16 protein-coding genes and 1 tRNA gene are annotated in these 19,657 nt (G+C 48.7%); 7 read left to right on the forward strand and 10 right to left on the reverse strand.

Going from position 1 to position 19,657, the window contains the following annotated elements:
* Positions 1 to 64: 64 nt before the first annotated feature.
* From ACLQ6D_RS02905 to ACLQ6D_RS02950, 10 genes are all read right to left on the reverse strand, one after another.
* On the reverse strand, positions 65 to 2,692 hold the full coding sequence (locus ACLQ6D_RS02905) for a glycosyltransferase (protein WP_411725786.1): 2,628 nt from the start codon (positions 2,690 to 2,692) through the stop codon (positions 65 to 67).
* Positions 2,693 to 2,925: 233 nt separating this feature from the next.
* Positions 2,926 to 4,410 (reverse strand): dihydrolipoyl dehydrogenase, encoded by a 1,485-nt coding sequence (gene lpdA, locus ACLQ6D_RS02910; protein ID WP_411725766.1) that lies wholly within the window; start codon positions 4,408 to 4,410, stop codon positions 2,926 to 2,928.
* A 14-nt stretch (positions 4,411 to 4,424) separates the two neighbouring features.
* Positions 4,425 to 5,726, reverse strand: a complete 1,302-nt coding sequence (gene aceF / locus ACLQ6D_RS02915) for a dihydrolipoyllysine-residue acetyltransferase (RefSeq protein ID WP_411725767.1) — start codon at positions 5,724 to 5,726, stop codon at positions 4,425 to 4,427.
* Between the two features lie 19 nt (positions 5,727 to 5,745).
* Entirely contained in the window at positions 5,746 to 8,424 is a 2,679-nt protein-coding gene (aceE, locus tag ACLQ6D_RS02920) for a pyruvate dehydrogenase (acetyl-transferring), homodimeric type (RefSeq protein WP_411725768.1), read from the reverse strand.
* 607 nt (positions 8,425 to 9,031) lie between these two features.
* Complete coding sequence (locus ACLQ6D_RS02925; protein ID WP_411725769.1) at positions 9,032 to 9,391, reverse strand: hypothetical protein; 360 nt, start codon at positions 9,389 to 9,391, stop codon at positions 9,032 to 9,034.
* A 24-nt stretch (positions 9,392 to 9,415) separates the two neighbouring features.
* The gene (locus tag ACLQ6D_RS02930; protein ID WP_411725770.1) at positions 9,416 to 9,778 is read right to left on the reverse strand and encodes a hypothetical protein; all 363 of its coding nucleotides are present in this window, start codon (positions 9,776 to 9,778) and stop codon (positions 9,416 to 9,418) included.
* Positions 9,779 to 9,987: 209 nt separating this feature from the next.
* Positions 9,988 to 10,842: a sulfatase-like hydrolase/transferase gene (locus tag ACLQ6D_RS02935; RefSeq protein ID WP_411725771.1), complete on the reverse strand. Its 855-nt coding sequence runs from the start codon at positions 10,840 to 10,842 to the stop codon at positions 9,988 to 9,990.
* Positions 10,843 to 10,949: 107 nt separating this feature from the next.
* A complete protein-coding gene (locus ACLQ6D_RS02940) occupies positions 10,950 to 11,075 on the reverse strand; it encodes a hypothetical protein (RefSeq protein WP_411725772.1) in 126 nt (41 codons plus the stop codon).
* A gap of 545 nt (positions 11,076 to 11,620) precedes the next feature.
* Positions 11,621 to 12,493 (reverse strand): alpha/beta fold hydrolase, encoded by an 873-nt coding sequence (locus ACLQ6D_RS02945; RefSeq protein WP_411725773.1) that lies wholly within the window; start codon positions 12,491 to 12,493, stop codon positions 11,621 to 11,623.
* Positions 12,494 to 12,811: 318 nt separating this feature from the next.
* Positions 12,812 to 13,468 (reverse strand): pyridoxamine 5'-phosphate oxidase family protein, encoded by a 657-nt coding sequence (locus ACLQ6D_RS02950; protein ID WP_411725774.1) that lies wholly within the window; start codon positions 13,466 to 13,468, stop codon positions 12,812 to 12,814.
* Between the two features lie 441 nt (positions 13,469 to 13,909).
* Between ACLQ6D_RS02950 and leuB the strand changes: the two genes are divergently transcribed.
* From leuB to pheS, 7 genes are all read left to right on the forward strand, one after another.
* Positions 13,910 to 15,016, forward strand: a complete 1,107-nt coding sequence (gene leuB, locus ACLQ6D_RS02955) for a 3-isopropylmalate dehydrogenase (RefSeq protein WP_411725775.1) — start codon at positions 13,910 to 13,912, stop codon at positions 15,014 to 15,016.
* Positions 15,017 to 15,124: 108 nt separating this feature from the next.
* Positions 15,125 to 15,201, forward strand: a tRNA-Val gene (locus ACLQ6D_RS02960).
* Between the two features lie 58 nt (positions 15,202 to 15,259).
* Positions 15,260 to 17,167, forward strand: a complete 1,908-nt coding sequence (gene thrS / locus ACLQ6D_RS02965) for a threonine--tRNA ligase (protein ID WP_411725776.1) — start codon at positions 15,260 to 15,262, stop codon at positions 17,165 to 17,167.
* 23 nt (positions 17,168 to 17,190) lie between these two features.
* A complete protein-coding gene (gene infC, locus ACLQ6D_RS02970) occupies positions 17,191 to 17,715 on the forward strand; it encodes a translation initiation factor IF-3 (protein ID WP_411725787.1) in 525 nt (174 codons plus the stop codon).
* Between the two features lie 224 nt (positions 17,716 to 17,939).
* The gene (gene rpmI, locus ACLQ6D_RS02975) at positions 17,940 to 18,137 is read left to right on the forward strand and encodes a 50S ribosomal protein L35 (RefSeq protein WP_349027682.1); all 198 of its coding nucleotides are present in this window, start codon (positions 17,940 to 17,942) and stop codon (positions 18,135 to 18,137) included.
* 13 nt (positions 18,138 to 18,150) lie between these two features.
* A complete protein-coding gene (rplT, locus tag ACLQ6D_RS02980) occupies positions 18,151 to 18,516 on the forward strand; it encodes a 50S ribosomal protein L20 (RefSeq protein ID WP_411725777.1) in 366 nt (121 codons plus the stop codon).
* A gap of 151 nt (positions 18,517 to 18,667) precedes the next feature.
* Positions 18,668 to 19,651, forward strand: coding sequence for a phenylalanine--tRNA ligase subunit alpha (gene pheS, locus ACLQ6D_RS02985; protein WP_411725778.1), 984 nt, complete (start codon positions 18,668 to 18,670; stop codon positions 19,649 to 19,651).
* Positions 19,652 to 19,657: the final 6 nt, after the last annotated feature.

Consider the following 19,657-nt stretch of genomic DNA (forward strand, 5'->3'; position numbering starts at 1 on the left):
TTAATTGCGCCTGTACGGGTGGGGTGAATTGATAATTTTTGGTTCGAACGGGTTATCATTAGGCTTATGCGTCGTCCAGTTCTTCCATGGCGATTGCGGATTTATTCCATCGGTAATTTGGCGCAATACTAATCAACAATGTGATTAAAGTGGCGATATAAGGCACTGATTGCACAGATAGTACCGCAATCCATAAGTGGCCGCTGAGATTGTCGAAGTGTTCCAGCGTGTACATTTTCCAGATAGCAACACCTAACAAAAATAAAATACCTAGTTCTTCACGGATAGTCATCAAGCCGGTAAACAAGGGGCCTTGTTTTTCGTATTTGGGTGTACGCATAAACGGCTTACCATTAATAAACAGGCCTTGGATGGTGCCCTTGGCGACGGTATGGGTCAGGGATAATCCAGACAGTGCAGCGCCGAACGATTGCCAGATAGAGCAGGGGACGCGGACTTGGTATAGCCATAAGCTACGGATGATTTTAAAGCTGAATAATCCGATGGTCGGTAACAGGAATGCGTTTACCGGCAATTCGGTGTTTAATTTATTGTCCCCGTCCACGGCATCGTACCAGATCATCCCCGTTAGCGCCAAGCTGGCCGTCGTGAATAACAGCGCCAGCGCATCGGAAAACCAAGGTAACCATCCCGCCAGGAAGTAATAGCGCTGGGCTGAGGTTAACGGTGACTTTTTTGACGGGAGAAAACTGCGCCAATGTGCCTTAATTATCTGCATCGCCCCATATACCCAACGGTAACGCTGGGTCATATAGCCAGACATGGTGTCCGGCATCAGGCCGCGGCCAAAAGATTCTTTGCAATAGACCGAATCATAGCCGGCCTCATAGAGCCGAAGGCCCAGTTCACTGTCTTCACAGATACACCACTGCGCCCATTTACCCACTTCAATCAAGGCCGATTTCCTGACCATGGTCATAGTGCCGTGTTGGATAATGGCATTGTATTCATTACGCTGTACCATGCCGATATTAAAGAACCCGGCATATTCCCAGTAGCAGAACGATTTGAATGCACTGATATGCAGATCCCGGTAATCCTGGGGAGATTGCACAAATCCGACATTTTCATTATCGAAATAAGGCACCATGCGTTTCAGCCAATCCGGCGAGAGCATGTAATCACTATCGATAACTGCAATTATTTCTGCATCGCTGGCGGTTTGTTCCAGGGCATGGTTAATCGCTCCGGCCTTAAAGCCCGGCCAGTTTTCCAGATGAAAAAACCTGAATTTAGGGCCCAGCCGTTTGCAGTCTTTTTCCACGGGCTGCCAAACAGCGGGGTCCTTGGTGTTGTTGTCCATAACCAGGACTTCAAGATTGGGATAATCTTGTTTCGCTAACGCTTCCAATGTTTTCCGCACCATAGAGGGGGGTTCGTTATGGATAGGGAGATGCAGCGATACTTTCGGATACTTGAAATCAGCTGACGGGGTTAACGGTTGGAACGTTCGTGCAGTTTTGCGGTGCCAGACCACTTCGGCAATTTCCAGGCTTTCGATCAGCAAGATGATAAGCGCCAGTATTTGCATGGTGATCAGCAAAATCCAGAATAGTATGGTCAATGGGGTCTGGTATTGCTGCGCCCCAATCGAGACCGTCCAGAAAATAAAAGAGGCTGCGAGGTTTGCGATCAGCCCAAAGAAAAGAAGACCCGGTAATTTCATGCTTTTCCGGGTAAATAAAAACAAAGCCATCAGCACAATACTGAAGATAGCGGCACCAGTAGCCCAGTGTTTCCATGCTGGTAAGGCGAGAACATCGCCATCCATAGGATATTTGAGTTGCCGATCCGCATTAAAAATACCCCAATAAGCTCCTGCCGAACCTTCGATAGACATTTTCCAGGGTTGGTCGAACGCTTCAATCACGTAATAAGCGAGCTTTTCTTGCGCTGCGCGGTTAAGGAATTCGCGTAGAAATTTCGCCTGATTAGTTACCGATGCGGTGGCATGTTTGAAAGGTTGTCCATCGGAAGGCCAGCCCACTTCGGTAATCACAATAGGTTTTTTTGGAAAGGCTACCTGTAGGGCGTGATAGCGGTCAAAAACATGATCTACAGCATCATCAATAGATAAGCCTTCCCAAAAAGGCAGGATATGTACGCCAATATAATCAACTTCATTGGCAAGTTCAGGGTTTTCCAGCCATTTAACCCAAGTTTCTGAGGTGCTGACGGGTCGCCAGGTACGTTTACGGACTTCGCGGATATACTCGATCAATTGTTCTTTGGAAATGTCTTTACGCAGCAGCACCTCATTGCCCACCATGAGCCGCACGATCTTGGGGTTTTCTTGTCGGCTCAATTGGATGAGTGTTTCGATTTCCTGGCGGTTCTTTTCGAGATCACTACCTATCCATGCGCCTAGCGTGACGTTCAGGTTGTGTTTGGCAGCCAATTCAGGGACTTTATGCAGGCCTTTCAATACGCTATAAGTACGCACAGCGTGGACTTTGCCTGACAGTAAAGCCAGGTCTTTTTCAATGTCAGCTTCATTATGAAAGGTTTTTGTTTTTATGGTGTCATCCTTACGCATTGGGTCGAAAGTGATACCCATTGTGGTGCTGGTCCACGGTTCCAATTGCAGGGGGTTGTTGATGTAACTCCAGATACTGAAATTAATGGCGACCAGCAGTGCAAGAGCAATTAAAGTGGCTAACGTCTTTATCATCGGTTTACTTGGGTAGCGTTCGCGTATTTCAAAAAGAGTGGTTAAGGAAACTCTGGACAAGTTGATTCCATTCATGGTTCGACCATTCGATAAGCTCACGGCTCACCACTAACGGAATCAACCAGTTACCGTTCATCCTGAGTCCTTCGATAAACTCAGAAGAGCCTTGTCGAAGGACTGTGCAGATATTCCTTAACGTGTTAAGGCTTTTCTTTTTAGAAAAGCTGAATTAGTCAGCTCTTCTTTATATAGATGTCGGTAATCGTTCCGCTAATCATTTCTGCCGCAAAACCCAAAGTTTCTGACAGCGTTGGATGCGGGTGTATGGTTAGGCCGATATCTTCCGCATCGGCACCCATCTCCAAGGCCAAAACAGCTTCGGCAATCAGTTCGCCTGCGTTGGTGCCGACCATGCCAGCCCCAAGAATTCGTCCAGAGCTTTTTTCGCAGATAATTTTGGTAATACCCTCCTTACGGCCGATACTTAAGGAACGGCCACTGGCTGCCCAGGGGAAAGCGGCTTTTTCATAATCTATGCCTTGTTGCTTGGCTTGGTCCTCGGTTAAACCCATCCAGGCTACTTCGGGGTCGGTATAGGCAACGGAAGGGATCGTCAAGGCATCAAAACCTGCCTTTAATCCGGCTGCCACTTCAGCGGCAACTTTACCTTCGTGCGTAGCTTTGTGGGCGAGCATCGGATTTCCCACAATATCACCGATTGCAAAGATGTGGTTGATATTCGTGCGTTGTTGTTTGTCAACGGCTATAAAGCCTTGTTCGTCGACTTTGACACCAGCCTGCTCGGCGGCAATTATTTTGCCATTGGGTTTTCTGCCGACTGCGACTAAAACTGTGTCAAATAGTTCGGATTCTGGAGCACCTTTGCCTTTATCGCCAGGGATGGTGTGTATGCCGGAAGCTAGCTGGGAGCTGGCGCGGTCAAATGAGACTTTTAAGCCTTTAGTTTCGGCTTGGATAGAGGTGACCTTGGTTTCCAGCCAGATATTTTTGTATTGTTTTTTGATGCGGCGAAACAATGGCGTAATCAGGTCTTTATCGCAGCCGGGAATGATTTGATCCATGAGTTCGACAACACTGATTTCCGATCCCAAAGCATGATAAACCGTCGCCATTTCAAGACCAATGATGCCGCCGCCAACAATAAGCAGCTTTTTGGGGATTTGCTTTAGTTCCAGCGCATCCGTTGAATCCATCAGGCGTGGATCATCGTAAGGAAATGAAGGGATTTTAGTCGGGTGTGATCCTGCGGCAATAATCGCCTGGTCAAAGTGGATAGTCGTTGTAGTGCCTTGCTCAGATTCAACGGTGATCGTATTGGCAGAAGTAAACTTACCGAAGCCTTGCACCAGGGTTATTTTCCGCTGCTTGACGAGTCCGGCCAAACCGTCATTCAGGCTTTTGGTGACACTGGCTTTCCAGGCGCGAACCTTATCAAGGTCAATCTTAGGTTTACCAAAGCCGATGCCATGTTGTCCGAATTCTTCTGCTTCATGGATCACTTGGGCCATGTGCAGCAAGGCTTTTGAGGGTATGCAGCCGACATTAAGGCAAACCCCGCCCAACACAGGGTAACGTTCGATTAAAACGACCTGTGTGCCCAAATCGGCAGCGCGGAAGGCGGCGGTATAACCACCAGGGCCTCCGCCCAGCACAACAATTTCTGTCTTAAGTTCATTACTTCCTGGATTGCTTGCCATTGAGTGTTCTCCTGTCAAAGTAATAAACGCCTGATGTCACTCAGATTTTGCTTGATAAACGCCATAAAGCGGGCACCTTCTGCACCGTCAATAACGCGGTGGTCGTAGGTTAAATCCAGTGGTAGCATCAACCTGGGGATAAACTCCTTGCCATTCCAGACCGGTTGCATTTTGGCACGGGTAACGCCCAAGATGGCGACTTCCGGGGCATTGACAATAGGCGTGAAGGCAGTACCGCCGATGCCGCCCAAGCTGGAGATGGTCATGCAACCGCCTTGCATGTCGGCGGGCATCAGTTTGCCTAGCCGTGCCTTATCGCTTTTTTCTGCCAATTCGGTTGCCAATTGATTGACGCTTTTGCTATCGACATTCCGTAAGACCGGCACCACCAAACCATTGGGCGTGTCTACAGCGATGCCAATGTTACAGTATTTTTTTAGTATCAGATTCTCGCCGTCAGCGGACAGGGAGGCATTGAAGTTAGGAAACTGCTTCATGGCAGCGACCAAGGCCTTGATGATAAACATCAGGCCAGTGATTTTTACCTCATCCTTGGCTTTTTCAGCATTCAACGCCACACGGAAGGCTTCCATTTCAGTGATGTCCGCTTCCTCATGGTAGGTCACCATAGGGAGGTTGAGCCAGACACGGCTGAGATTTTGTCCGGTAAGCCGCTTTATCTTGCTAAGTTTTTGCGTCTCAATTTCGCCGAATTGGGAAAAATCGACGGCTGGTATAGCTGGGATTCCCGCGCTGCTTTGGGTTATTCCCTCGCTCATGACCTGCTTGACGAAGCTCTTGACATCATCCTTTAGAATACGGCTTTTACGGCCACTACCTGCCATCATTTTAGTGATGTCTACACCCAGTTCCCGCGCAAAAAGCCTTACGGAGGGTGAGGCGTGTGCGGTTACTGAAACGCTGTGGTCAATGACGGGAGCAGTGGCTGGCGGGGTGGTAGGAGTTTTGGTTGGTTCTGGAATTTTAACTGGAGCGGACTGTTCTTGTATTGCAGGTGCTGGTGTTGCCGGTTTCTGGGCGGGTTCTTCGGGCTTTGCCGGGACTGCTTCAGCGCCATTCACCAATACCGTTGCCACCAAAGAACCCTCGGCAACTTTGTCGCCCGGTTTGATATGCACTTGTTGTACAGTCCCACCAGCGCTGGCGGGAAGTTCCATGCTGGCTTTGTCGGTTTCAAGTGTGGCAATGGTTTGTTCCAATGCCACCGTATCGCCGGGCTTAATCAGCACTTCAACAACGTCGATACTGGCAACGCCACCCACATCAGGGACTTTTATTTCGATTACATCAGCCATTATATTGATCCTAAGGTGATTAGGTTAACCACGGTGCAGTGATGTCAGTGGCTATGCCATATTTGGCGATGGCTTCTGAAACTTTGGCCTTATCCAAGTTGCCAAGGTCAGCCAGACTTTTCAGCGCTGCAATAGTAATGTGAAAACGGTCAACTTCAAAGAATTTGCGGAGATTACTGCGCGTGTCGGAGCGGCCAAAACCATCAGCACCCAGCACGGTATAAGGTGCGGGAATATAGGCGCGGATTTGTTCGGCAAATGCCCTGATATAATCACTAGCCGCGATCACTGGCCCTTCAGCTTTGCCCAAGCATTTAGCGACATGGGACACTTTAGCCGATTCCATCGGATGCAAGCGGTTCCAACGTTCACAGTGCTGGCCTTCCCTCGCAAGTTCGGTAAAACTTGGGCAGCTCCAAAGTTCCGATTCTACACCCCAGTCATTACGCAATAACTCGGCAGCGAATTCAACCTCACGAAAGATAACGCCAGAACCTAACAGTTGAACTCGGGGCGCTATCTTGTTAGCGCCTTGCTTGAAACAATACATGCCTTTAAGTATATCGGATTCCACGCCCTTAGGCATGGCAGGGTGGCTATAATTCTCATTCATCACCGTGATGTAATAAAAAATATCTTCCTGCTCAACATACATGCGCCGCATACCGTCCTGAATAATCACGGCTAACTCATAAGCGAAAGTAGGGTCGTAGGAGACACAGTTAGGGACGGTAGCCGACATCAAATGGCTATGACCGTCTTCATGCTGGAGTCCTTCGCCGTTCAGTGTCGTCCTGCCTGCCGTGCCGCCCATTAGAAAGCCACGTGTACGCTGGTCAGCGGCAGCCCAGATTAAATCGCCGATCCGTTGAAAACCAAACATGGAGTAGTAGATAAAAAACGGGATCATTGGCACATTGTTGGTGGAGTAAGACGTGCCCGCTGCGATCCAGTCGGACACTCCACCGGCTTCGTTAATCCCTTCCTGCAAGACCTGACCCTGTTTATCTTCCTTGTATGACATCAACTGGCCGGCATCTTGAGGGGTATATAACTGGCCAACCTGAGACCAGATACCTAGTTGTTTAAACATGCCTTCCATACCAAAAGTCCTTGATTCATCAGGGACAATCGGCACGATGCGTTTGCCGATGTTTTTGTCTTTGGCAAGGATGTTCAATAATCGCACGAACACCATAGTGGTCGAAATTTCGCGGCCTTCACCACTGGCTTCCAACAATGGTTTGAATTCACTGAGTGACGGAATTTTCAGGGCGTAGGATTTTGTCCGCCGTGACGGCAGATGACCGCCGAGATCATTCCGGCGTTGCTGCATATAATTGAGTTCTTTTGAACCTTCAGGGAAGGTTAAGTAGGGTAGGTCGTGCAGTTGTTCGTCGGTTACGGGTAAATCGTAGCGATCCCTGAAGTGTTTTAAAGAGTCATCGCTCATCTTCTTTTGCTGATGGGAGGTATACAGCGCTTCTCCTGATGCTCCCATGCCATAACCTTTGATGGTCTTGGACAAAATAACCGTTGGTTGACCTTTATGGTTTACCGCTGCGTGGAATGCCGCATAGACTTTGGCAGGATCATGTCCGCCGCGATCAAGTTCCCAGATGTCGCGGTCTGACCAGTCGGCGACCATCGCTTTTAATTCAGGCGTATTAAAAAAGTGTTCCCGCACATACGCGCCATCTTTGGATTTGAAGGTCTGGTAATCACCGTCCACACAAGACATCATACGGGCCACTAACAGGCCGTCCTTGTCACGGGCGAGCAGGGCATCCCATCGTTGCCCCCAAACAACCTTGATGACATTCCAGCCAGCGCCACGGAATTCACTTTCCAGTTCCTGGATGATTTTGCCATTACCTCGTACTGGGCCATCCAAACGCTGGAGGTTACAATTGATGACGAAAATAAGGTTGTCGAGTTTTTCCCGCCCGGCCATACCGATAGCGCCTAATGATTCCGGTTCATCGGTTTCGCCATCGCCCAGGAATGCCCAGACCTTGCGGTCGGAATTGTCGGCAAAGCCCCGGCCTTGCATATAGAGCATGAAACGTGCTTGGTAAATCGCCATGATCGGCCCTAGCCCCATGGAAACCGTAGGGAATTGCCAGAATTCACGCATCAACCAAGGGTGAGGGTAGGAAGACAAGCCATTGCCGCCCACTTCTTGACGGAAGTTATTCAATTGATCTTCTGTTAACCGGCCCAGCAAGAAGGCTCGGGAATAATCGCCGGGTGAGGAATGGCCTTGGGTGAAAATAAGGTCTCCGGCGAATTGGTCTGTGGCGGCACGCCAAAAATGGTTGTAGCCCACATCATAAAGTGTTGCTGCGGAAGCAAAACTGGCGATATGTCCACCGACATTGGTGTCTTTGTTGGCGCGTAACACCATCATCATGGCATTCCAGCGCACATAAGAGCGAATCCTCTGCTCTATGGCAAAATCGCCTGGAAATTGCGCTTGTTGCGCGACAGGGATGGTGTTGATATAAGCCGTGTTGGCGCTAAAGGGAATGTCAAAACCAAAGCGGCGGGTTACTGCGACCAGCCGTTCAATCAGAAAGTGGGCGCGTTCACTGCCCTCAATCTCAAGGACAGATTGCAGGGCCTCAATCCACTCTTTGGTTTCTGCCGGATCGATGTCTTCCTGACCGGTAATTTCTGACAATAAACTGTTGCTCATGTGTGTTCCTGTTGGGGCGGGGCTTGCAATGTTCATGATCGTCTAGCGATATGAAGTTGCTTGAATGTTACAAACTGATGGGTTCTGTGTAGGAGCCAAAGCGAGATGATCCTGAATGCGTTCATTAGTCTGCCATTATATACAAAATTCCGGTAGGGATGACGTGTGAGGTGTAAAATTTTTGGATTAGGGGCGATGGTTAATATTGTGGTAAAGCGGCGCAGGCTACGCATGCCGTAACTTTCTGTCGCTGCGAGACAGGAGTCGAGTAGTCCCAAGAAGCGATAGGGCTGGGCGTTTTCACGAAGCGTTTTTTTGCGTAGTGAAAATGAAAAGCATTCCGACATCGCGTCGAGTAATTTAGTAACCAATGTTTGATACCCCTTGTTGGGTATAAAACGAGGGAAGCAGGACGGCTGGGGCAGCCGCAGGCATTGGCTGTCGCGTTAAGTTTTTGCCGCTTGCTTGGGCTGGGATGCCCAAAACAATCTTTCGCAAAAATAGCGACGCCCTTCCTATTATAGCCCTATTCCTTAACTTAATACAGTGCTTTTCTTGGGCAGGCACTTTGTTAAACGACATGGTCTTCCAGTATTTGCCTGCCATATTATTGAGAAGCTCCTTCTGTAATGGACGGGCTTGCAACTCGTTTTCTCCAGCGGATGTAAGGGATACTCACAAGTGCTGAAGCGAACAGGTAAGTCGCGATCAATGCAAAAGTATTGGGGCCTTTTATGTCAGCCGCTATCACCAGTGCCAAGCCTATATGTCGAGTCGCACAAGAGACTGCCAGCGAGATGCGTTGTGCTTCGTCTGGCCCTCCAAGCCAGTGTCCCGTCGCTAAAGCCATGAGCGTGAGTCCAGCAAAAGCAAGTATGGATGGCAAGCCAGTTTCCATGATTTTACCGAAACTGGAAACAATGATTATGGCCGCACCGATGAGAAGGACTATGCCGGCATAGCGCATAATAGGATCACCCAGTTTCTCAGCTTAGTCGGGGGAAAATTTGCGAAACAACATACCCGCAGCAAGCGGCAGCAAAAATGTCTTTAGAATGGTCATAGCGAGTCGCATGACATCAACCTCAGTGTCGGCTGAAAGCAAAGGTTGCAACAATGCCAACGAGGCTGGAACCGTTACAATTGCCGCCAATGAAGTGGCGATGACGATACTGAAGGCAAAAGCGGGATCACCACCGAGTTTGATGAGTTTGCGCAGTAGCAACGGTGCGCCCGCCGAAATAGAAAGAAAAAGTAAGCCAATTTCAGTGCCGCGTGGCGGATCAAATACCAGCACCATAGCAATAGCGACCAGTGGCACCAGTATATACATCGCGAGAAAGGAACGCGCCAAAAGGGGCGGGTGTCGCTATATCCAGAATAAATCTTCGCGGGTAGCAGTCAGACCTGTGGCAAAAACCAGTGCAGTGATAGCAAATTTTATCGTTAGTAACAACAACATAATGACCTCTCAAGATTTATAACGGCCGTCAACACCTACTGTCGCCTTCATGCCCACGAGAAAAAACCAGATTGGATCATCGATCCATATCATCCAACGGCTTAGTTCGTTTGCTGAACTTTCATGATCTGCGACTGGATGACCTCGAGGGTCTTGCCCATCTGGGCGCTCAAGCCCATCTGCCGGATCGGAAAGTCCTTGAAGGTCGCGATGTGCTGCATGGCAATGCCCAAAATAGGCGTTAGCCCCCATCCCTTGTGTTCTGCATACTGCCTGTTCACGTCACCCCACTGCCGCTCGAACGGATCCATCAGCAGGTTGGTGATCACTGGCCGTCCGAGGTTTTGCACCGGATCGTCCCAGTGCCCGTCCATCTTCGCCGAGAAGGTGACCTTGAACTGCTTGTAGCGGATGGCGGTCAGCACGGTCTCGTCGTAGTAGAAGACGAAGTTGCGCGCAGACTTGTTACTCTTGCCACTAAAAAGTGCGGTTTGATCAACTCCGTCGATGTGTAGTTTGTAGTTACGACCACCGTAACTATCGCCTTTCTTCAATTTTGCAACAACATCGGGTTCACCAGCGGCTGCGGCAAGCGTTGGTAACAGGTCAGTCATTTCAACGATTTCACCGTTCACACGACCAGCGGGTGCACCAGGCCAGCGGATTAAGAACGGTACGCGTACACCACCCTCCCAGGTTGTACCCTTGTCGCCCATGAACGGCGAAGTGCCGCCTTCCGGCCACATATACTGGTAAGCGCCATTGTCGGTCGTATAGATGACAATGGTATTCTTGTCGAGACCAGCCTGAGCGAGCTTATCCAATAGCTGGCCGACATGAACGTCGTGCTCCTTGAGCCCATTGCCGTACACATCCTCCTTACCCGCGCGTGGCTGCGCGCCTCGGACCCCTTCTTCAGATGAATGAACATATGCTGGCGCGTCGCGTTGCGCCAAAGGAAGAAGGGTTTGCCGTCTTTCGCAAATTTGTCCAAATAAGCCAACGATTTTGCGGCAACTTCGTCATCAAAGGTCTTCATGCGTTCAACGGTCAGCGGCCCCCCCTAGTCCTTGGTCGAGCCATCGGCTGTTCCTGAGACAATGCCGTGTGGGTCAAATTTCTTGCGGAACTCGGGGTTGGTCGGCCGATCCGGATCTTCGAGATCCTCGTTACCGTTGAGGTGGTACATCCCCTCTCCCTCTGGGAGAGGGCTAGGGTGAGGGGAGGTAAACAATTGATTTTAAAGCCCTCATCCCAGCCTTCTCGGCAACTGCTCCTGCGTTGCCAAGCCACAGGGATGTGGTGAATGTGGAAAATGCAGGAGCATTTTTCCACCTACTTACCTACATCCTTGTAGGCATCCCGAAGGGAGAAGGAGCTTTTTGAATTTTTAGAGGTTCCCTGAAATGGAGTTTTGCAATGAAAGAATATGAAGAACGGCCGTACGATGGGTAAACTGTAGTATGGGTAGAGCAAAGCGAAACCCATCAAAAACGACGGCACGGCCTTATGGATATTGATTGGATTGGTTGAAAGGAAACTTCGTTTTGGCATGGTTGGATATATTGGCATTGGTGTGATGGGTTTCTACGGGCTAAAGTAGCTTCGATGGAGCTTGCGGAAGCTAGGGTTTTTAGGCTTGATTAATATGGAACATTAGGCGTAGGTTGGGTTGATGCTGTTTCAACCCAACATTTTTGGCCTCGATAGGTGGCAGCGCTTCATTATCCATGTTCAAGTAGACTTGCTCTCTGTGGTCGGCGTGGAAAGAATCAACCGCCCCACTTCCTCTGGCTCATCCATCTGAACAAAATGTCGAGCGCCGGGCAAGAGGAATAAATCCGATGCCGGAAACAACTCATGAAACTTTTGCGCCACTCCTTTATTCAGGTAAGGATCGGCATCACCGAAAACAATTCGCACCGGACGCCTGAACTCCTTCAGCTTAAAAGCTGTTCTCGAACCTGATCGTACGGTCGGCAACAAATCCTCATTCAAACTGAAGAAGGCAGGACGTGCGCTTGGTATGGCATCGAACTGTTGATATAACAGCGGCACAAATTCATTTCTAACTTCAGTATCCCTGAAGAATTTACCGACCTGCCACCAATACATTCGGCGGAAGATCAAGTGATCGAACATCCTTGAGATAGGCCGCGCGACACTCCTGACGAGAGGCGTAGAGAAAAGCCAGATCGCTTCTGGTGGTCTGAGCGTCGGCATTTCACAGTAGTAGGTGTTCAGCAAGACAAGAGCCGCTACTTGATCGGGGTGATTAAGTGCCCAATCAATGACTGGTGGGCCGGAGGCATCATGTGCCACAAGGACAACTTGGCCAAGCTTCAGTTGTTTGATTACGGTGTCCAAGTCCACCTCTTGATTCTTAGCGGTGTATGGATAGCCAAGCGGCTTATCAGAAGACCCCCACCCGAGAAAATCAAAGGTCACGACTCGGCGCGACGGTGAGAGATAAGGAATAAGGCGATCATGAAGGTGAAGATTGTCTGGAAAGCCATGCAGCAGAATGATCGTTGGTTCTTCACCGACGTACTCTCGGACGTAAATGCGGTGCTGATCCCGCTGTACAAACTGTTCTATGAAGTTCATCTTCTCTCAGAAAGTGTGCCGCCCAATAACAAAGTTGAGCATCGTGGCAACAGTAGGGGGCGTCAAATACTGCCTTGGCCTTACCGGTTGCCGCATACCCTATTGATGCCCCGGTTGGCGCGCGTGCTCGGACGGACGTTAGGCCACGCGCCTGTACGGCCTCCGAGAAGCAAAAAAGCCGCCAAGTCGTGGAGCCTAACGCCTAAGCTAACTGGCGCGCGGTTTACGCGCGTCCGGGTTGAGCGAAAGGTTAGAGAGTAAAGTTGACTATGCCCCCATAAAGTTGCCATTCTGTGCTTTTTCCGCTCGAAGCCACGCTCAGCCTTCTCCAGCCATCACTTTAGCGGCGTAGTCCTCGTTTGTTATGACACCACCCGCGTTCTCGGCTTTGCCCTGATCCCGAGGAGGCAGCACATCTTGCAGCGCATCGATACGTTTCCACTGCGCGAACGGCGTCTCGCAGGCGGGTTTCGGCACGTAATGTGAGCTCGCTACTTTTTGGTAACGGTGTATATAGCGCGGACAATTAACAAAGATTTCCGAGACCGCAACACGCACGATCAAATCCGCGCCAGGGTACGCTTTCATGAGCGGATCTCCTTCCATGAAAGATGCTGTGCCGTGAAGCCTCAAGCGATTGGGTTTCTCGAAATCGAGGAACAGCATGCCGATTTTGGCGGTAGCGCTTATGTTGCCCATCGATAGGAACATGCCATTGCCATCGTAGCTCGGGAAGGCGATGCTATTGGCGTCCAAGACTTTAACGAATCCTGGTTCGCCGCCTTTGTAGGAGCACGTAGGTTGACCATGCGCATCGACGGAAGCGAGGAAGAACATGTCCCGGCTTTCGATGAAGAGCTTGTCGGACTCCTGAATTTCCGTGTGTACCGTAATCGTAGCTACGCGATCCGCCAGTGCGCGCGTCTCAAAACGATCTTGCACCTCGCGGTGATGGTCATCGAAAAATTCGCTCATGTTTGCTCTCCTAAACAGTGACAGCCAGAACTCTAACAAGTTATTATCTAGGTCGGGATAGTTTATACGTCTTTCAACCTTAGTTGACAAGAAAACTTTCAAGACTAGTTTTTCTAAGCGGTATAACATGCAAATACGCATAAAAAACAGTTTCCAGATAGCATCAGAAAATAGTTAAGTATCATAATGAACGGCAAGTTTTGACAGGCTACAGCAATTCAAGACTTTTGATGCTTCCAGTTAAAATCTTAGCCTAACTTTAGTTCTGCCAAATCAAATCCAGGCTTTTATCCATATTAGCCAGCGACGGGCAATCGCTCTCATTATTCGACCACTTTGCTTGTAAAAATAAAGTAAAATATTCGGCTTTCAAAATATTTCATAGCAAGTCTTAGTTTTAGTTAAGGCTACGTTGAACAAAAGTAACAAGCACAGGAACACATGAAGCATTATAAAATCGCGGTTTTAGCGGGGGACGGCATTGGGCCGGAAATAACCCAGGAAGCCATAAAAGTCCTTAAACTCATTGAAGAGCGTAACAATGTCGCTTTTGAATTAATGCCAGCGGCTTTTGGAGCCTGCGCTTATTTTGAGTTTGGCGATGCCTTTCCGCAAAGCACGATCGACATTTGCGATCAGGCGGATGCCATCCTTAAAGGGCCTATCGGCTTAAGCCATGAGGCATCGAAAAAGATACCCATTGATAAACAACCCGAACGGGGTGCCTTGCTACCTATGCGTCGGCGTTACAACACCTACGCTAATTTCCGTCCGGTTTTTTTGCCCAGGGCTTTGGGGCATTTTTCACCGCTAAAACCTGAAATTATCGGTGAAGGCATAGACCTTATCATGGTGCGTGAATTGGTGGGCGGTCTTTATTTTGGCAGCAAAGAATCCGGCATCAACGAGCAGGGCTTGCGTTATGTCAAGGAAACCCTTGAATATGACGAGTTGCAAATTCGCCGCATCATGCACCAGGCGTTTAAGTTAGCCAGAAAGCGTCGAAAATTGCTGCACAACATCCACAAAAGCAACGTACTGAAATCCAGTGTATTATGGAATGAGGTGATGGAAGAAGTCGCCAAAGAATATCCCGATGTGGAGGTGGTTAATTTTCTGGTCGATGCGGCAGCCACCGCGCTCTGCCTGAAACCCACACAATTTGATGTGATGGTGATGGAAAACATGTTCGGCGACATCCTGAGCGACCAGGGTGGCGGTATCCTCGGTTCGTTGGGTTTGATGCCATCGGCTTGTCTGGGCGATGATAAGGCCTATTACGAACCCTCGCACGGTTCGGCGCCGGATATTGCCGGAAAAAATATTGCCAATCCTTATTCCATGATCGGTTCGGTTGCCATGATGCTGGAGAACAGTTTTGATATGGCCGACGAAGCCAAAAATGTCTGGTCGGCCATGCAGGGCGTGTTTGCGGACGGTTACTCAACCGCAGACCTGTCCAAGCCGGGAAGCGGGGTCACTATGATCAGCACGCAGCAGTTTGGTGATAAGGTGGTGGAAAAGCTGGGGGCAATGCCTAAGGTGTAGAAGTTAAGGACAAGATTTTTTAGCATGAATAGTTGTAATCGCTTGTATTTCAAGTTGCTAAACTCAAATCTGTTGTTATAATGGCGGGTCTGAAAATGAGTTAGTTTCAGGCGCGTAGCTCAGTTGGTTAGAGCACCACCTTGACATGGTGGGGGTCGTTGGTTCGAGTCCAATCGCGCCTACCAGAATTTATAAGGCACTGCTAGTCAGTGCTTTTTTTATTGTAGAGTTAAGATATACAGAATGCCGGTAATCACCCTTCCAGACGGTTCAACACGCGAATTTGACCAAGCCGTAGCAGTGCTGGATGTGGCGCGTTCGATAGGTTCTGGATTGGGTAAGGCGACTTTGGCAGGAAAGCTGGATGGTAAATTGGTCGATGCCAGCACTTTAATCGACTGCGATACTTCCCTGCAACTTATTACCGCAAAGGACGAAGAAGGTGTTGATATTATCAGGCATTCTACCGCGCATCTTCTGGCCTATGCTGTGAAGGAGTTGTTTCCTGACGCGCAGGTGACGATTGGCCCGGTCATAGAAAACGGATTCTTCTACGACTTCTCTTATGAAAGACCGTTTACGCCAGAAGATCTTGAAGCTATCGAACTCAAGATGGTCGAGCTTGCCAAAAAAGATGAGCCTGTGACTCGTGAAGTTTGGGAACGGGATAAGGCAGTGGTGTTTTTCAATTCTATCGGTGAAAAATACAAAGCCGAAATTATCTCATCGATTCCTGCCAGCGATGAAATTGGCTTGTATCGTGAAGGTAAATTTGTGGATTTATGCCGTGGCCCACACGTACCCAGTACCGGGAAATTGACTGCATTCAAATTGATGAAAATTGCCGGCGCGTATTGGCGCGGTAATTCCGATAATGAAATGTTGCAACGCATTTACGGCACGGCCTGGGGCGACAAAAAAGAATTACAGGCTTATCTGCATCGGTTGGAAGAAGCGGAAAAGCGCGATCACCGTAAGTTGGCAAAAACTTTAGACCTTTTCCATGTTCAGGAAGAGGCGCCCGGCATGGTGTTCTGGCATGAAAAAGGTTGGATACTCTATCAACAAATAGAACAATACATTCGTCAGAAGTTACGATGCCACGGCTATGGCGAGGTTAAAACGCCACAATTAGTTGATCGTTCCTTATGGGAAAAATCGGGTCACTGGGACAAGTTCGGTGCCATGATTTTTACAACCCATTCGGAAAATCGTGATTATGCGATCAAACCGATGAATTGCCCGTGCCATGTGCAAATTTATAACCAAGGCCTAAAAAGTTATCGTGATTTGCCGATACGCTTGGCTGAATTTGGTTCCTGTCATCGCAACGAGCCGTCTGGTACGCTGCATGGTTTGATGCGGGTACGGAATTTTGTGCAGGATGACGCGCATATTTTTTGTACGGAAGCACAGATTCAGGGCGAAGTCTCTGACTTTATCGACCTGTTGTTTGTTGTCTACAAAGATTTTGGTTTTGAAGAAGTCATTATCAAGCTGTCTACCCGTCCTGAAAACAGGGTAGGTGACGATGCCGTTTGGGATAAGGCAGAAAGCGCACTTGAATTGGCACTGAATAATAAGGGCCTGGACTGGGCATTACAGCCGGGCGAAGGCGCTTTTTACGGCCCCAAGATTGAGTTTTCCCTAAAAGACTGTATCGGGCGGGTCTGGCAGTGCGGCACTATCCAGGTCGATTTTTCCATGCCTGGGCGCTTGGGCGCGACTTATATTGAGGAAGACAGTTCAAAGCAAGTGCCTGTCATGCTGCATAGGGCTATACTGGGTTCGCTGGAACGCTTTATCGGCATCTTGATTGAACAACATGCGGGTACATTTCCCGTTTGGCTGTCGCCCATACAAGCGGTAGTGCTAAATATTGCAGATCGACACGCCGAATATGCTACGAACGTGTCACGAGAGCTGGAAAAACAAGGCTTTAGAGTAAAAATAGACTTGAGAAATGAGAAGATCGGGTTTAAAATCCGCGAGCATTCCATGCAGCGGATACCTTATCTTATCATTATTGGTGATAAAGAGCTTGAAGATCAGGCTATTACGGTACGTTCGCAGAAAGGTGAAGATTTAGGTAGTCTGGCAATCAATGAATTTGCCCAACGGCTAAGGCAAGAGATTGAAGATAAAAAATAATGATGTACTCGGAGGATTGAAATATCGCTGCTAAAAAAGATGAAACGCGCCTGAATGATGAAATCACCGCCAGAAAGGTGAGAGTCACAGGTGCCGAGGGTGAGGCATTGGGCATCATGCCGATAGATCAAGCAAGGCAGATAGCGTATGCAGCCGACCTTGACTTAGTGGAAATATCGCCAAATGCCGATCCTCCAGTCTGTAAAGTGATGAATTACGGCAAATACCAGTTTACGCTAAACAAAAAACTGCAAGAGGCCAAAAAGAAACAAAAACAGATTCAGGTTAAAGAGATCAAATTCCGGCCTGGGACTGATGAAGGCGATTATCAGGTCAAATTAAGAAGTTTGGTTAAATTCCTTAATGAAGGCGATAAAACCAAGATAACCTTGCGTTATCGTGGTCGGGAAATGGCGCATCGCGAGCTGGGCATGGACGTGCTGAAGCGCATTGAAAAAGATTTGGAAGAGTTAGCCATAGTCGAACAATTTCCTAAAATGGAAGGCCGTCAGATGGTTATGGTCATGGCACCCAAGAAGAAAAAGTAGCAGAAAAAATAAAGGTGTGTTTTATGAAGAAGGGCTGATTTAATCGGCACTTCAACAAAATCGGCTTCATTAAGGTTACAACTTAAAGTGTAACGATACGGCAACCACGGATGGCTTGCCAAAACAGCAAGCAGTTTTGCTGTCATTAATTCTCCAGGGCCATGCATTTTGCCTTGTTGGGTTTAATCTCAGGGATTTTATTTAATTTATTGGAGTAAAAACAAATGCCAAAAATAAAGACCAACCGGGGCGCTGCCAAGCGTTTTGCGCGGACAGGTAACGGCGGTTTCAAATGTGGGCAATCACATAAGCGTCATATCCTGACTAAGAAAACAACCAAAAGAAAAAGACAATTACGCAAACCGGCTTCCGTCCATGCATCTGATGTACGCATGGTGGCTCGCATGATGCCTTATAGTTAACCTGGAGTAGACAATGGCTAGAGTTAAAAGAGGCGTTACCGCAAGGGCAAGACACAAGAAAATTTTAAAACAGGCCAAAGGCTATTATGGTGCCCGTAGCCGGGTCTACCGCGTCGCCAAACAGGCCGTCATCAAGGCAGGCCAGTACGCGTACCGTGACCGCAAACAGAGAAAACGCCAATTCCGTAGGTTATGGATAGTCAGGATAAATGCGGCATCACGCATCTATGGCATATCTTATAGCCGCTTAATCAATGGTTTGACCAAAGCAAATGTGGCGATAGACCGTAAGGTTTTGGCCGACATAGCCGTACGCGATATCGAGGCCTTCGGTGAAATCGCAAAAATTGCGAAAGCCAATAAAAGCGCCCTATCGTAGCGATGGCAGCATTTTTCATTATTAATATAGCCCGTTCATGCCATACAGGTGTGGATGGGCGGCTGGTTTTTTATATCGCCTTTCTTGGGTCCCCCATCACTAAACGAGTTGAATCGTGCCAGCTAACTTAGATGAAATTCACGCGCAAGCAATGAAATCCCTAGCAGAAGCCCAAGATCTTAATCAGCTCGATCAGGTTCGCGTCCATTATCTGGGCAAAAAAGGGCTGTTTACCTTACAGATGAAAGAGCTAGTGGCGCTTGATCCTGAGCAGTGCCGTTCAGTGGGGCAGGTCATCAACCAAGCCAAGGGCCAGTTTCAAGAGCAATTACAAACCAGGAAGGACGCGCTAGACAACATTGAGTTGGAACGAAGGCTGGCAAGTGAACGCATCGATGTGACCTTACCGGGCAGAGGCCAATCAACAGGTGGATTGCATCCGGTTACGACGACATTAAGGCGGATTTCAAAGATATTTGCCAGTGTCAGTTTCAGCGTGGTTGAAGGCCCTGAAATCGAGGACGATTACCATAACTTCGGTGCATTGAACATCCCCGAACATCATCCCGCCCGTGCTATGCACGACACCTTTTATTTCGATGCCCATACGGTACTAAGGACGCATACCTCGCCTGTGCAGATCAGGGTGATGGAATCCGAAAAGCCGCCGTTGAAAGTCATCGCGCCCGGTCGCGTATATCGCTGCGATTCCGACATCACCCATACCCCCATGTTCCATCAAGTTGAAGGTTTTCTGGTGGACACCGATGTCAGTTTTGCTGACCTGAAAGGCGTGGTGTACCAGTTTTTACGGGCATTTTTTGAAAAAGATATACAAGTGCGGTTTCGGCCTTCTTATTTTCCGTTTACCGAGCCATCCGCAGAAGTCGATATCGAATGTGTGATGTGCAATGGCGAAGGTTGTCGTGTGTGCAACCAAACCGGTTGGCTGGAAGTGATGGGCTGCGGCATGATCCATCCCGAAGTGTTTAAGGCGGTCAATATCGACAGCGAAACTTATTGCGGCTTTGCGTTTGGTATGGGGGTGGAAAGGCTGGCGATGTTGCGTTATGGCATTAACGATTTACGGTTGTTTTTCGAGAATGACCTCAAATTTTTGCAGCAATTTCATTAAGCCCCG

The organism is Methyloglobulus sp. (assembly GCF_046714055.1).
Lineage (GTDB): Bacteria > Pseudomonadota > Gammaproteobacteria > Methylococcales > Methylomonadaceae > Methyloglobulus.